The organism is Mesorhizobium sp. M7A.F.Ca.CA.001.04.2.1 (assembly GCF_003998485.1).
GTDB lineage: Bacteria > Pseudomonadota > Alphaproteobacteria > Rhizobiales > Rhizobiaceae > Mesorhizobium > Mesorhizobium ciceri.
The window spans coordinates 51,439-66,533 of record NZ_RZQT01000022.1; the positions used below are offsets into that span (position 1 = coordinate 51,439).

The 15,095-nt window shown below is 63.2% G+C and carries 12 protein-coding genes; 5 read left to right on the plus strand and 7 right to left on the minus strand.

The genetic code is table 11. From position 1 onward, the window contains the following. The first annotated feature begins 48 nt into the window (after positions 1-48). Positions 49-3,858, plus strand: coding sequence for a methionine synthase (metH, locus tag EN955_RS09765; RefSeq protein WP_024504793.1), 3,810 nt, complete (start codon positions 49-51; stop codon positions 3,856-3,858). An 85-nt stretch (positions 3,859-3,943) separates the two neighbouring features. On the opposite strand, the gene EN955_RS09770 is transcribed toward metH, so the two are convergent. Then, on the minus strand, positions 3,944-4,348 hold the full coding sequence (locus EN955_RS09770; RefSeq protein WP_024504794.1) for a VOC family protein: 405 nt from the start codon (positions 4,346-4,348) through the stop codon (positions 3,944-3,946). Positions 4,349-4,450: 102 nt separating this feature from the next. Between EN955_RS09770 and EN955_RS09775 the strand changes: the two genes are divergently transcribed. Continuing rightward, on the plus strand, positions 4,451-5,083 hold the full coding sequence (locus EN955_RS09775; RefSeq protein ID WP_024504795.1) for a TetR/AcrR family transcriptional regulator: 633 nt from the start codon (positions 4,451-4,453) through the stop codon (positions 5,081-5,083). A gap of 164 nt (positions 5,084-5,247) precedes the next feature. Next, on the plus strand, positions 5,248-6,642 hold the full coding sequence (locus tag EN955_RS09780) for a multicopper oxidase family protein (RefSeq protein WP_024504796.1): 1,395 nt from the start codon (positions 5,248-5,250) through the stop codon (positions 6,640-6,642). Between the two features lie 33 nt (positions 6,643-6,675). On the opposite strand, the gene EN955_RS09785 is transcribed toward EN955_RS09780, so the two are convergent. The 3 genes from EN955_RS09785 to EN955_RS09795 form a co-directional block, all read right to left on the minus strand. Continuing rightward, on the minus strand, positions 6,676-6,963 hold the full coding sequence (locus EN955_RS09785) for a PTS sugar transporter subunit IIB (protein WP_024504797.1): 288 nt from the start codon (positions 6,961-6,963) through the stop codon (positions 6,676-6,678). Between the two features lie 18 nt (positions 6,964-6,981). Then, complete coding sequence (locus EN955_RS09790) at positions 6,982-7,443, minus strand: PTS sugar transporter subunit IIA (RefSeq protein WP_024504798.1); 462 nt, start codon at positions 7,441-7,443, stop codon at positions 6,982-6,984. Between the two features lie 75 nt (positions 7,444-7,518). Beyond that, a complete protein-coding gene (locus tag EN955_RS09795; protein ID WP_024504799.1) occupies positions 7,519-8,925 on the minus strand; it encodes a PTS transporter subunit IIC in 1,407 nt (468 codons plus the stop codon). A 339-nt stretch (positions 8,926-9,264) separates the two neighbouring features. On the opposite strand from EN955_RS09795, the gene EN955_RS09800 reads away from it, so the two are divergent. After that, a complete protein-coding gene (locus EN955_RS09800) occupies positions 9,265-10,581 on the plus strand; it encodes an NAD(P)H-dependent oxidoreductase (protein ID WP_024504800.1) in 1,317 nt (438 codons plus the stop codon). A 4-nt stretch (positions 10,582-10,585) separates the two neighbouring features. Here the strand turns inward: EN955_RS09800 and proC are convergent, their stop codons facing one another. From proC to EN955_RS09815, 3 genes are read right to left on the minus strand one after another with little or no spacing between them, the layout of a single operon-like run. Then, entirely contained in the window at positions 10,586-11,401 is an 816-nt protein-coding gene (gene proC, locus EN955_RS09805; protein WP_024504801.1) for a pyrroline-5-carboxylate reductase, read from the minus strand. Between the two features lie 60 nt (positions 11,402-11,461). Then, a complete protein-coding gene (locus tag EN955_RS09810; protein ID WP_024504802.1) occupies positions 11,462-12,796 on the minus strand; it encodes an O-antigen ligase in 1,335 nt (444 codons plus the stop codon). Next, a complete protein-coding gene (locus EN955_RS09815; protein WP_024504803.1) occupies positions 12,765-13,763 on the minus strand; it encodes a glycosyltransferase in 999 nt (332 codons plus the stop codon). Before EN955_RS09815 ends, EN955_RS09810 begins: the two co-directional genes overlap by 32 nt. 172 nt (positions 13,764-13,935) lie before the next feature. Between EN955_RS09815 and EN955_RS09820 the strand changes: the two genes are divergently transcribed. Continuing rightward, positions 13,936-15,095, plus strand: a 1,160-nt coding sequence (locus tag EN955_RS09820) for a glycosyltransferase family 4 protein (RefSeq protein ID WP_127223414.1), incomplete at its 3' end; no start/stop codon positions are given.

Below are 15,095 nucleotides of genomic sequence, written 5' to 3' on the forward strand. Positions count from 1 at the left end.
AGATATCCTTATGTGACATGAAAAGGCCTGTCGCCAAAGGGATAAAAAATGTCGCAGAATTCTGCCTCGCTGGACGCATTGTTCGGCCCCGTCGCGGCAAAACCGGACGGCTCGGAAGTGCTTGCCGCGCTGACAGCGGCGGCACGCGAGCGCATTCTCATCCTCGACGGCGCCATGGGCACGCAGATCCAGGGCCTCGGGTTTAACGAGGACCAATTCCGCGGCGAGGCTTTCGCCGGCTGCGCCTGCCATCAGCAGGGCAACAACGACCTTTTGATCCTGACCCAGCCCGGGGCGATCGAGGAGATCCATTACCAGTACGCCATCGCAGGCGCCGACATCCTGGAGACCAATACTTTCTCCTCGACCTCGATCGCCCAGGCCGACTACGGCATGGAACATGCCGTCTATGCGCTGAACCGCGATGGCGCGCGGCTGGTCAGGCGCGCCGCTGTTCGGGCCGAGCAGCAGGACGGCAAGCGAAGGTTTGTCGCCGGAGCGCTCGGGCCGACCAACCGCACCGCCTCGATGTCGCCCGACGTCAACAATCCTGGCTATCGCGCCGTGACCTTCGACGATTTGCGCCTCGCCTATGGCGAGCAGCTGCGCGGGTTGATCGATGGCGGCGCCGACATCATCCTGATCGAGACCATCTTCGACACGCTGAACGCCAAGGCGGCGATCTTCGCGGCGGAAGAGATCTTCATCGAGAAGGGCGTGCGCCTGCCCGTGATGATATCGGGCACCATCACGGACCTCTCCGGCCGCACGCTGTCGGGCCAGACGCCGACGGCCTTCTGGCATTCGGTGCGGCACGCCAGCCCCTTCACCATCGGCCTCAACTGCGCGCTCGGCGCCAACGCCATGCGAGCGCATCTGGCCGAAATATCCGGTGTCGCCGACACCTTTGTCTGCGCTTATCCGAATGCCGGCCTGCCCAACGAATTCGGCCGGTATGACGAAAGCCCGGACTTCATGGCCGCCCAGATCGAGGATTTCGCGCGTGAGGGACTGGTCAATGTCGTCGGCGGCTGCTGCGGCTCGACGCCGGAGCACATCCGCGCCATCGCCGAGGCGGTGGGGAAGTATCCGCCGCGCGCCATTCCGGACATTGAGCCCAGGATGCGCCTGTCCGGGCTGGAGCCATTCACGCTCACCGACGAGATCCCCTTCGTCAATGTCGGCGAGCGAACCAATGTCACCGGCTCGGCCAAGTTCCGGAAACTGATCACGGCGGGCGACTATGTCGCCGCGCTCGACGTCGCCCGCGACCAGGTCGCCAACGGCGCGCAGATCATCGACATCAACATGGACGAGGGTCTGATCGATTCGAAGAAGGCCATGGTCGAATACCTCAACCTGATCGCCGCCGAGCCGGACATCGCCCGCGTTCCTGTCATGGTCGACAGTTCGAAATGGGAGATCATCGAAGCCGGCTTGAAATGCGTGCAGGGCAAGCCGCTGGTCAACTCCATCTCGATGAAGGAGGGCGAAGAAGCCTTCCTGCATCATGCCAGGCTGGTCCGCGCCTATGGCGCCGCCGTCGTCGTTATGGCCTTCGACGAGGACGGCCAGGCCGACACCAAGGCGCGCAAGGTCGAGATCTGCACCCGCGCCTACAAGCTCCTCACCGAACAGGCCGGCTTCCCGCCCGAGGACATCGTCTTCGATCCCAACGTGTTCGCCATCGCCACGGGCATCGAGGAGCACGACAATTACGGCGTCGACTTCATCGAGGCGGCCGGCGAGATCACCGCCACGCTGCCGCATGTCCACATTTCCGGCGGCGTGTCGAACCTGTCTTTCTCGTTCCGTGGCAACGAGCCGGTGCGCGAGGCCATGCATGCCGTATTCCTTTACCATGCCATCCAGCGCGGCATGGACATGGGCATCGTCAATGCCGGCCAGCTCGCCGTCTACGATACGATCGAGCCTGATCTGCGCGAGGCCTGCGAGGATGTCGTGCTCAACCGCGCGCCCAAGGCCGGCGGCACCGCCACCGAACGCATGCTGGAGATCGCCGAACGCTTCAAGGGCACGGCCGGCAAGGAAGCGCAGGAGCGCGATCTCGTCTGGCGCGAATGGACTGTCGAACAGCGGATCAGCCATGCGCTGGTCAACGGCATCACCGAATTCATCGATGCCGACACCGAGGAAGCACGGCTTGCCGCCGAGCGGCCGCTGCATGTCATCGAAGGTCCGCTGATGGCCGGCATGAACGTCGTCGGCGATCTGTTCGGTGCGGGAAAGATGTTCCTGCCGCAAGTGGTGAAGTCGGCGCGGGTGATGAAGCAGGCGGTGGCTGGACTGCTGCCGCACATGGAAGCCGAGAAGCTGGCAAACGCCGCCAACGGCATCGACAATGGCGAACGCAAAACGGCCGGAAAAATCCTGATGGCGACGGTCAAGGGCGATGTCCATGACATCGGCAAGAACATCGTCGGCGTGGTTCTCGCCTGCAACAATTACGAGATCATCGATCTCGGCGTCATGGTGCCGGCGGCCAGGATCCTGCAGACGGCGCGCGAGCAAAATGTCGATATCATCGGCCTGTCCGGCCTGATTACGCCGTCGCTGGACGAGATGGCGCACATGGCCGCCGAGATGGAGCGTGAAGGCTTCGAAATTCCGCTGCTGATCGGCGGCGCGACGACCAGCCGCGTGCACACGGCGGTGAAGATCCACCCGCGCTACAGCAAGGGGCAGACGGTCTATGTCACCGACGCCAGCCGCGCGGTCGGCGTGGTCTCATCCTTGCTGTCCAACGAGAGCAAGGGCGGCTTTGTCGATACGGTGCGCGCCGAATACAAGAAGGTCGCCGATGCGCATGCCCGCTCGGAAGCCGACAAGCAGCGTTTGCCGCTGGCCAAGGCGAGGGCCAATGCGCATCGGATAGACTGGTCCGAATATGAGCCGCCGAAGCCGTCCTTCACAGGCGTCAAGGTGTTCGAGAACTGGGACCTGACCGAGCTCGCGCGCTACATCGATTGGACGCCGTTCTTCCAGACCTGGGAGCTGAAGGGCCGCTATCCCAAAATACTCGAAGACGAGGCGCAAGGCGCCGCCGCGCGCCAGCTGTTCGAGGATGCGCAGGCGATGCTGAACAAGATCATCGCCGAGAAATGGTTCGCGCCGCGCGGCGTCATCGGCTTCTGGCCGGCCAACGCCGTCGGCGACGACATCAGGCTGTTTACGGACGAGAAGCGGTCGCAGGAACTGGCGACGTTCTTCACCTTGCGCCAGCAACTGACCAAGCGCGACGGCAAGGCCAATGTTGCCCTGTCGGATTTCGTCGCGCCGGCGGAGTGCGGCAAAGCCGATTACATCGGCGGCTTCATCGTCACCGCCGGCATCGAGGAGGTGGCTATCGCCGAACGGTTCGAGCGGGCGAATGACGACTATTCCTCGATCATGGTCAAGGCGCTGGCCGACCGCTTCGCCGAAGCCTTTGCCGAGCGCATGCATGAGAAGGTGCGCAAGGAATTCTGGGGCTACGTGCCAGACGAATCGTTGGCGCCCGACGAGCTGATCGGCGAACCCTATCGCGGCATCCGACCGGCGCCCGGCTATCCGGCTCAGCCCGACCATACGGAGAAGGCGACTTTGTTCCGGCTGCTCGACGGCGAAGGCAATGCCGGCGTGAGCCTGACCGAAAGCTATGCGATGTGGCCGGGTTCATCCGTCTCGGGGATCTATCTGGCGCATCCCGAAAGCTATTATTTCGGCGTCGCCAAGGTCGAACGCGACCAGGTCGAGGATTATGCGCGCCGCAAGGCGATGCCGTTGACCGAGGTCGAGCGCTGGCTTGGCCCCATCCTCAACTACGTGCCGGCACACTATGCCGAGGCGGCTGAATAGCCGATGCCGGCGCGCCTGGCGGAAGCGACAGGCGACTGCCGGTCGCTTCTCCAGTGTCATCCTGGCCCGCTTCGATTCCTGTGGGCTATTGCATGGCCGACGGGTTCATCCACAGCAGCTCCCAGACGTTGCCGTCCGGATCTTCGATGTGACGGTTGAACATGAAACCGAGATCCTGCGCCGGGTTGGGATCGGCGCGACCTCCTGCCGACACGCCCTTCTCGATTACGACATTGACCTCGTCCTTGCTGTCGACGGTGAGTGCGATCAACATCTGGCTGTCCCGCTTGGGGTCGCCGATCGGGCGCGCTGTGAACTGGCTGTAATGCTGGTGCGTCAGCAACATGACCCCGATCGAGTCTGAGAACATGATCGAGCTGGACTGGTCGCTCGAGAACTGCGGGTTCAGCGTGCCCCCGATCGCGAGATAGAACTTGGTCGCCGCCTGCAGATCGCGTACCGGTAGATTGAGGAAGATCATTTTGGTCATCGGTCTAAGCCTTGCTGCCGTTGATGGGTACTAGCCAGTCTAGTACTGTAACCATGGCTACCATGCGGGAACGGTACCGTCTAGTACTGGTTGAGAGGCGCTATGAAAATTGATGGTGAGACCAGGTCGGCTCGCAAGGATCGTGAAATCATTGAAGCGGCTACGGCCGCCTTCATCGCCAAGGGCTATGATGGAACCAGCATGGAAGAGATCGCCACCAAAGCAGGCGCATCCAAGCAGACTGTCTACAAGCATTTCACGGACAAGGAGACGCTTTTCGGCGAAGTCGTCGAGTCCACCGCCAGCCAGACCAACGATGTCGTCGAGTCCGTGACGATGCTGCTTTCCGAGGCGAAATTCATGGAGGGTGGGCTACAGCAGCTTGCCCGACGCATGACAACGACGCTGATGGACGAAGAGCTGCTGAAGCTGCGGCGTCTGATTATCGCCAACGCGGATCGGATGCCGCAGCTTGGCCGGAGCTGGTATGAAAAAGGTTTTGAACGCATGCTTGCCTCGGTGGCATCATGCTTTCAAAAGCTTACCAGTCGAGGCCTGTTGCAGACCAGCGATCCCCGTCTGGCGGCCAGCCATCTCTTCGGAATGCTTCTCTGGATCCCAATGAACGAAGCCATGTTCACCGGAAGCAACCCGCGTTCGAAGGCGGATCTCGAGCGGCACGCCGATGCTTCGGTCGAAGCATTCCTTGCCGCCTATGGGGCGCGGCCGAAATAGTCGCGCGCCGCTCCGCCAGCGATGCTTATTGTGGTCGATTGTCCGTCCACGCCAGCGTCTTTTGCTTAAGGCCGGTGGCGGAGTCGGTTTAGGCACAGGATGCTCGCTTACGATCCAAGGCTGCGATAAACCCAGGGCAGCCGTCTTTGCAGCTGGAGCGCCAAATGACCGTATTCACCCGACGCGGGCTTTTGAAAACGGCAGCGATTGCCGGCGCGGGCGGGATCGGGCTTTCGGCCATGGGCCGGCTTGGCGGCTGGGCCGCCGCCACAGCTGAGCCTGTGGTTTTGCAGACGGCAAAAATCCAGGCGAAGCTGATGGATGTCGGCCAGACCAGGGATGTGCTGACCTATGGCAACGCTGGCATGCCGCCCGTGCTCAGGATGAAAAAAGGCGAGCCCTTTGCCGCGCGTCTCGTCAATGCCATCGACGACCCGACGACGATCCACTGGCACGGCATTCGCGTTCCAAACAAGATGGACGGCGTGCCGTTCCTGGTCCAGCCCTACGTCTACACCGGCGACCATTTCGACTACGCCTTCACGCCGCCTGACGCCGGCACCTTCTGGTATCATCCGCACTGCAACACGCTGGAGCAGATGGGCCACGGCCTGACGGGAGTGATCGTGGTCGAGAACCCCAGCGATCCGAAATTCGATGCCGAAATGGTCGTCAATCTGCGCGACTGGCGCCTCGGCGACGACGGTCAGTTCATCGACCAGTTCCGGCCGCGCGATGCCGCGAGGACCGGCACTTACGGCACGGTGCGCACCGCCAATTGGCTCGACCAGCCGCAATATGATGCGCCGGCCGGCGGACTGGCGCGGATGCGCGTCGCCATCACCGACGTGACGCGCATCTACGCTTTTCGCGTCGACGGTGCGCAGGCGAGTGTCATGGCGCTCGACGGCAACCCGGTGCCTGAGCGTTTTTCGCCCGATGCCTTGCTGCTTGGACCCGGCCAGCGCATGGAGCTGGTCATACGCATGCCCGACGAGGAAGGCGCGATCGTCAGCTTGAGGGACGTCAGGGGCACCAAGCCAAAAATCCTGGCAACCCTGCACGCGACAGGAAAATCCCTCAAACGGGACATTCGCGATGTTGCTCCACTGGAGCTCAATCCGGTGGCGGAAGTGGATCTCGCCAATGCTAGGCATATTTCCCTGGCACTGAGCGCCACGGCGGAAAACGTCCCGAGCGATGGCATCTGCGGTTCGCTTGGCTACAGTTTCTGGGCCATCAACAAAGTGCCGTGGCCCGGCGACACCAAGGATCCGACCGCGCCTCTGGCCGAACTGAAGCTTGGCCAAAGCTACGTCATCGACATGGAGAACCTGACGCCGCAATCCCATCCGATGCATCTGCACGGCATGAGCTTCAAGGTGCTGTCATCCTCGACGCGCCAGGTTCAGCCTGTGATTTCCGACACCTATCTCATCCAGCCCAATGAAAAGGTTCAGCTCGGTTTCGTCGCCGACAATCCCGGCGACTGGTTGCTGCACTGCCACATCATCGAGCATCAGAAATCGGGCATGACGAGCTACGTCACGGTGGTGTGAAGCCGCGTCAGCCTGCGCGTCGCGTCTGGCCCGTCACTTGCGCAATTGCGCCTCGATTTCGTCGAGCACTTTGTCCTTTCCGATGCCGGTGAGGAAGGCGAGGCCCTTGATGACCGGCTTGGTCACCGAAGCGGAGATCGGGGTGGTTGAGACGATGAAGTCGACATTGTCGGCCAGTCCGGGCACTTCGGTGGCCTTTGCCTGCTGGGCGTTGAAGGTGAGGCCGCGTTTCTTCATTTCCTCGGTGACGGCGACATTGACCGCGGTCGAGGTGGCGATGCCCGTGCCGCAGGCAAAGAGAATGGTTTTCTGTCTGGACATCTCTGCTTTCTCCTTGTTTCAGCCGAGTACGGCTCGCACGTCTTCGAGGGTTCTGGCCGCCCTCAAATCATCCAAGGCTTGCGGGTTCTGGATGGTGGCCATGACGGCCTGCAGCGCCTCAATCTGCTTGTCCTTGTCGTTGATGGCAAGCAGGAAGACGAAGCCGACCGGCAGCATCTCGTCGGGATCCTCCATATTGGCGAAGGTCACTGGTTGCTTCAATATGCCCATCGCGATCCCAGGCTTCAGCACATGCTCCGGATCGGTATGCGGCACCGCGACGTTGTCGGAGCGTTCCAGCGGCAGTCCAGTCGGGATGGTCAATTCGCGGCGCACGACCGCGTCGGCATAGGAGCTTTTGACATAGCCAAGTGTCTCCAGCCGGCCCGCCAGGATGCGGATGATCTCCTCATTGGTCGAGGCATCGGATCCGAGCACGATCGCGTCGGGGTCCAGAAGCTGCATGAGGCCGTCGGACATTCTTTGCTCCGTCTATGAAATCGTGCGCCCCGAGGTAGGGCGCACGATCGGTTTGAAGGGTAGACGCTATCAGGTTCAGGCCGTCTCTTCGGCCGGCTCGTCCTCGGCGCCCGCGGCCCGTTCCCAGCCGAGCGGATTGCGGCGGTAGAGGACAAACAATGCCGCGATGACCACCGCGATCACGATGATGCCGACAAGTCCAAGCCCCTGGATCGCCTCGATGACCACGTAAGGCACCCACAGGAAGCCGTCGACCACCGAGGTGATCTGCAGCGCGTCCGCCGGCAGCTTGAAGCCCGACGAGACTGCTGCGCTTGTGAACAGCGGCGCCAGCGCGTTGGCGACGTAGAAGCCGATGGCCAGCGTCACCGTGCCGATCACCACCATGCGGAACACGTTGCCTTTGACCAGCGGCGCGGTCATGGCGACGATGAAGGGGATAACCGCAAGGTCGGCGAACAGGATGACGCGGTTGCCAGGCAGGATGATGGACAGGATGATCGCGATCGGCACCAGGATCAGCGACGACGAGATCGCGGCCGGATGGCCGATCAGGATCGCGGAATCGAGGCCAACAAGAAGCTCGCGATCGCCCGTGCGCTTGCGCACGAATGCCTGGGCTGCGTCGGAAACCGGCAGCAGGCCTTCCATCAGGATCTTGACCATGCGCGGCAGCAGCAGCATCACCGCGGCCAGCGTCATGCCGGTGCCCAGAACCTTGGCCAGCACCACGCTGAGATCACCCGCATTGTAGAAGGCGATCGCACCAAGCACGAGGCCGATGATGAGGCCCATCACGACAGGTTCGCCGAACACGCCGAACCTGCGCTCGATCGTATCGGTGTTGATGTTGATGCGGTTGATCCCGGGAATGCGGTCCATGATCCAGTTGAGCACAATGGCGATCGGCAGGATTTGCGCCGAGGCGAGATGCGGCACGGAAATGCCGGGCACGCCGTAGAACTGCTGTACCGCGCGCGCCGACCAGTCGGCGAACAGCAGCGAGAGTGCTGCGACAAGTGCTGCGACCGCAATGCCATAGGCCAGATTGTCGGTTGCGGCGACGACCAGCGAGCCGACAAAGGCGAAGTGCCAGAAATTCCAGACGTCGACATTGAGCGTGCGCGTCATGCGTGTCAGCAACAGCACGATGTTGACGAGGATACCGACCGGAATGACCCAAAGGCCGACCGACGAGCCGAAGGCGATCGCGGCCGCGGAGGGCCAGCCGACATCGATGATGTCGCGATGAATGCCGGTGTTGGTGACGATGGCCTTGGCGACGTCGCCAATCGACGTGAACATGAGGCCAAGCACCAGATTGATGCCGATGAAGGCGACGCCGATGGTGACGGCGGCGCGAAAAGCCTTGCTGACCTTGGCGCCCAGAACCACGGCGATGATGAAAATGACAATTGGCAGCAGGATCGTCGGGCCAAGCGTATCGATGGCCCCTTTTAGGCCCGCGAGAACAGTATCCATTTTTCCTCCCCTGGAGCCGCGAGCCTTCGCTCGACGCCTCGCAATGATGCTCCATCCAGCCTTTGACGCCGTGGCGCAAAGACACTCCCCGATTTGCCCCAGAGGCGAATGTTTCCCGACTGTCGCGCCGGTGAACATTTGCCTTTGTTGACAAACGAATGTTTTATTGGGGTTGTCCGCTGCAATGTCAATTGGTTGCGCTTCGGCCAATCGAGCCTCGGCGGACGTCTATTCCGAGACGATTTCGTGGGAAATTGCCGGCCGCGTCCGGTTTCGTTGGCAAATAGAGCCCGTTCCCTGCTATCCGACCCCAAATCACGAAGCTGTGGACATTCCTGCATGACCAACGTCGCCCTGACCGGGCTTGCCCGTGATCTCGCCAAGCGTGCCGCCGAAGGCCGCCCAGTACGCATCGGTGTCATCGGTTCGGGCGAAATGGGCACGGATCTGGTCACACAGGGCATGCTGATGCCGGGTATTTCGGTCTGCGCCGTCTCGACGCGCCGCCCGCACACCGCGCGCGATGCCATCCGCATCGCCTATGGCGACGAAGCCATGGCGGTCGAAGCCGATACCGCGTCGAAAGTCACCGGCGCCATCGAGAGCGGCAAGCTCGCCATCACATCCAACGAGATGCTGGTCACCAACCCGCTGATCGACGTCGTCATCGACGCCACCGGCAAGCCGGGCGTCGCCGCCGATTTCGACCTCATGGCGATGGAGCACGGCAAGCATCTGGTGATGATGAACGTCGAGGCCGACGTCACCATCGGCTGCTATCTCAAGCAGCAGGCCGACCGGCTTGGCGTCGTCTATTCGGTGGGTGCGGGCGACGAACCGTCGAGCTGCATGGAACTGATCGAATTCGCGTCGGCACTCGGGCTGACCATCGTCTCGGCCGGCAAGGGCAAGAACAACCCGCTCAACCACGATGCTGTGCCGGACGACTATCGCGCCGAAGCGATCCGCCGCAACATGAACCCGCGCATGCTGGTCGAGTTCGTCGACGGCTCCAAGACCATGGTCGAGATGTGCGCCATCGCCAACGCCACCGGGCTGGTGCCCGATGTGCCCGGCATGCACGGCCCCAAGGCCGACCGCGATGACCTCGCCAAGGTGCTGATCCCGCGCGAGGATGGCGGTCTGTTGCTCAGGAAAGGCGTCGTCGACTACACGGTCGGCAAGGGCGTCGCGCCTGGCGTCTTCGTCATCGTCGAGGCGACGCATCCGCGCATCATCGAGCGCATGGACGATCTGCATATCGGCCACGGCCCCTACTACAGCCTGTTCCGGCCGTATCATCTGACGTCGCTGGAGGTGCCGCTGACCGCCGCCCGCATCATGCTTTTCGGCAAACCCGACATGGTGCCGCTGCCGCGGCCCGTTGCCGAAGTGTGCGCCGTCGCCAAGCGCGACCTTGCCTCCGGCGAGACCTTCGATGCGATCGGCGAGACCTGCTACCGTTCCTGGACGATGACCGTCGGCGAAGCCCGTGCCCAGCGCGCCGTGCCGGTCGGCCTGCTCGAGGGCGGCAAGGTGCTGAAACCGGTCAAGAAAGGCGAGTTGCTGACGTCAGACAATGCGTCGCCCGACCAGACGACGAGGCTGTTCGCCTTGCGCCGGCTGCAGGATGAGATGCTGTACGGGGCAAGCTGAGGATTTACTTCCCCAATTCAACCGACCTGAGCCGCGCAGCCTCCACCGCCTCTGTGAGAAGGCGCGTCAGCCGATCCTCGCCCATCAACACGTCCAGCGCTGCGGCCGTCGTCCCCTTGGGGCTGGTGACCTGCTGGCGCAGCACGGCCGGTTCCTCGCCGCTTTCGGCGGCGAGCGAGGCGGCGCCATAGACGGTCTGCATGGCGAGCAGCTTGGCGGTCGCCGTCGGCAGACCGGCCTTCTCGGCTGCCACGGTCAGCGCTTCGATGAAATGGAAGATATAGGCCGGCCCTGATCCGGACACGGCGGTCACCGCATCCATCAGGCCTTCATCGTCGATGGTGGCCACTTCGCCGCTTGCCGACAAAAGGTCGGCGACGAAGCGCTTGGTGTCATCGGACACGAGCTTGTTGGAGAACACCACCATCATGCCCTTGCCGATCGCCGCGGGCGTGTTGGGCATGCAGCGCACGATCGGCGCGCGGTTGCCCAGGATTTCCTCGAAGGTGGCGGCAGGCGTGCCGGCAGCGATGCTGACAAAGGTGGTGCGGCCGTCGCCGAAACGCTTGTAGGCGGCCGTGACGTCGCGGATCACCTGTGGCTTCACCGCGATGACGACGAGATCGGGCATGGCATCGGCCGGAATGCTACCGGCATCGGCTGATGTCGCGCAGCCCAGCGCTGCCGCGCGATTGCGCAGATCGGCATTGGGCTCGACCACGAAAACCGCCGACGGCGCAAGCTTGCCGGATTTCAGCCAGCCCGAGAGCATAGCGTAGCCCATATTGCCGCAGCCGGCGAGAACAAGCCTGATCGTCATCGAAAGCCCTCCGAATGAAGGCCTTCACATAGACGCTGGCGCTTCCCTGGGGAAGCCCTGTCAGGATCGCGAGCCACGATCGGGATCGCGCACCGCGATTGGCCGCAGCGACACTTGCCTGAGGCCAAGCACGCCGAGCACGAAGAACAGCCAGACCGGGTCGCCGCGATGGAAGAAGAAGCTTTCGAGGAAGGCGTTCAGCGCCGTGAACAGCACCACCATCATGAAGAAGTCGCCGAGAAAGATGTTTTCCCTGCGCAACGGAATGCGCATGTAATCGCGCAGCGGCGCGATCAGGAAGGTGTAGACCGCCACGCACAGTGCCGGAATGCCCATCAGCACGGCGATGTCGAGATAACCGTCATGGCCGTGCACGATGGTCCGGATGTCCCACGGCCGGTCGAAGGGCTGGTCCTGGTTGAGCAAGAGCGGCGTGCCCCAGAAGCTCTCATAGCCGTAGCCGGTCCACGGCTTCTTCGCCAGCATGCTGCCGGCGAACTCCCACAGCGTCGTGCGGCCGGTATAGGTCATGCCGGGGAAGTAGATCGCCGCCAGATGTTTTACCGGCGGCAGGAAGACGATGCCCAGCGTGCCGACCGCCGTGGCGATGATCGCCAGCGCAAACAGGATCGGCGTGCCGAGCCGCATGCCTATCAGGCTCGGGAACATCACGATCAGGATCGAGAACGGCACCAGGCCGGCGGTCGTCTTGGAGCCGGTGTGCAGCATGAAGATCATCGCCACGAAGAAGATCCCGGCGCCCCAGTAGCGCTGTCCGCGCCGGTAGAGATAGAGGCCTGCGAAGCTGAGGCAGGCCATGATCGGCCCGGCGATGTTCTTGTGGGTGAACACGCCGCGCCACAGGCCGGCATGCTCGGGCTCCTGCGAGTCGGCGGTGTGCATTGCCTCGTGCGGAAAGACGATGAGGCCGAGATAGGAAAGGCCCATGATCACGACAGCGGTGAAGATGATCACCTTCGAGAAGGCCTCGGCGTCGCGCGGCAGCACCAGGATCGTCGCCATCGTCAGGATGCCGATCAGCGTGAAGGAGGCGGCGCGCATCGCCGAAGGCGGATCGGTCGACAGGATCACCGAGAGGAAAAAGAAGCCCAGCATCAGCACCCAGGACGGGCTGAGCAGCGAGCGCACCACGCGCGGATCGGCAAAGGCCATCAGCGAGAAGATCGACATGGCGCCGAGCGAACCGAAGCCAAGCTGGTTGACGATGTCGCCACCTTGACCGGTGAGTTCGGCGCCGCCCGGCTGGAACGGCCTGAAGGACACCATGATGACGGTGAACAGCAGCGCGGCAATGGCGGTGGCCACGCCTTCGCGCGTGAACGCGTCGCTGAGCGGCGCGCGCTCAGTTTTTCTCAGGCTGGCGGTATTGCTCATTGGCATATCCGAATTCGGCCAGCACGCGGCCCAGCGCCACATGGACGGGGTAGATGGCGATATCAGGCGATCCGGTCCGCGCCAGCCGGATCAGGCCGCGAAACGGCGAGGCGGCAAGCAGTGCCAGGCTCTTCAACAACACTTTGGCGCCGGCCATTGGCGTGCCGGCGCGCTTCTTCTTTTCGACCAGTGTCGAGATGACGCCGTTGCGCAGGCTGCGGGCACGGATCCAGTCGGCTTCGATACGCCGCGCCGGAACGGTTTCCAGCACCTTGGCCTCGGCGCACCAACCCAGAACAAAGCCCTTTTGCGCCGACCGGCTGAGAAAGTCGGAATCGCCGCCGCCCATGAAGTTGAATCTGAGATCGAGAAAGGGCGGACCCATGGCGATCAGCACGTTGCGCCCGACCAGAAGATTGCCGGACGAATAGAGCGCCGGCACGCGTCCGGTTTCCCGATAAGGCGGCGCGAACACCGGATGCTCGGCCCATCGCGCATGGGCGGGGTCGGCAAACACGGGCACCTGTGGGCCGCCGACAATATCCGCGCCGAGCGTTTCGGCAGCCCGGCACATCCGCTCCAGCCACTGCGGATCGGCGATCTCGTCATCGTCGATGACCAGCAGATGCCTGAAGTTCGGGAATTGCAGGATCGCCGTCTGCCAGCCGGCATTGTAGGCGCTGCAATTGCCGCGCTCGTGCGCGATGATCACCAGGCCCGGCATTTCGCCCCGCTCGAACAGCGGCAGCGCCGCCTTGGCGCCGGCCCGCGCCTCGGCTTCGTTCTCCATGACGATCACGGCAAAGCGCCTGCCGGTTTGCTGCGCGCGCAGCGACGCCAGCGTTTCCAGCACCTGCTCGGGACGCTTGAAGGTCGGCAAGGTGACGACGGCTTCGACGGCCTCGACGTCAAGCCGCGGCGTGCGTCCCGCGACCGATACCGAACCGTCCGATGGCAAAGGGATCATCCGTGTCCAGCCACATGGTGAGTTGGGCTCTGGTAGCACCACGGTTGATAAGGTTTCGTTAATCACCTTGTACGGAGAAGCCCGCCAGGCAGCGGCTTTCGGCCGTCGAATGTGCAGGCTTAATCAAGGGTTCACCGCACTTTGCTACCGGCTACACCACTGGATAGGTAAGATGCATCTGCTGTTCGCCACATCGATCGTGCCCGACGGCGCTCTCGCCTCGGGCTACGAGATCGCCAACGCTGCGATCATCGCTGCCTTGCGGCGCGCTGGCGCGCGCGTCACCGTCATCGGCTTTACCTGGCCGGGGAAGCCCGCGGCCGACCCCGAAAACACCGTGGTGCTCGGGGCGATCGACGTGCGCACCGACAATGCCTCCGCACGGCAAAAGCTGGCCTGGGTCGGCAAGGCGCTGCTTTCGGGCCTCACCTTCGCGTCGGTCAAGCTGCGCGCCGTGTCCGACAGAGATGTTCTCGCTGCCATTGAGCGTGCCGGACCGTTTGACGGCTATGTCTTGAATTCCGTGCAGTTCGCCGGCGCCTTCGAAAAGCTGTTCGCTGAGCGGCCTTCGATCTTCGTTGCCCACAATGTCGAGCATCTTTCGGCGCGGGAGAATGCCGCTGCCGCCGACGGTCTCTTCCAGCGCCTGCTGTTTCGCCGCGAGGCAAGGCTGCTCAAGACCGTCGAAGAGCGTCTCTGCCGCCGGGCGCGCTTCGTCTTCACCCTAGCCGAGGAAGACCGCGCCGCACTCGGTGTCGCCTCCGACAACCGCTCGGCGGTGCTGCCGCTGGTGACCGGTGCCCAGGCGCCAACCCTGAAAAGCCCGCGCCGCACCGATTGCGACGCCGCACTGATCGGCACCTGGACCTGGCAGCCGAACCGCATCGGCCTCGACTGGTTCCTGGGCAAGGTCGTGCCGCATCTGCGGCCCGATTTCCGCATCCGCATTGCGGGCCACATGCCTTCGGGCGTCGCGTCGAAGCATCCGGGTGTCGAATTTGTCGGCCGCGTGCCCGACGCGCAAGCTTTCGTGCGCGGTGCTGCCGTCATCCCGCTGATCAGCACCGCCGGCAGCGGCGTCCAGTTGAAGACCATCGAAACCTTCGAGCTCGGCCTGCCTTCGGTCGCCACCAGCCGTTCGCTGCGCGGCATCGACCACCGTCCTTCCAATTGCGTCGTCACCGACGATCCCGTTGCCTTCGCCAGGGCGCTCGAGGCTGCGGCGGCCGACATCCGCGACGTTGACGGCAGCGCGTTCCGGGGCTCGCAGGTCAAGGCGCTCGACGCTGCCATCCGGCTCGGCCTCGAAAAGCTCGCCCCTCTCAGGCACTG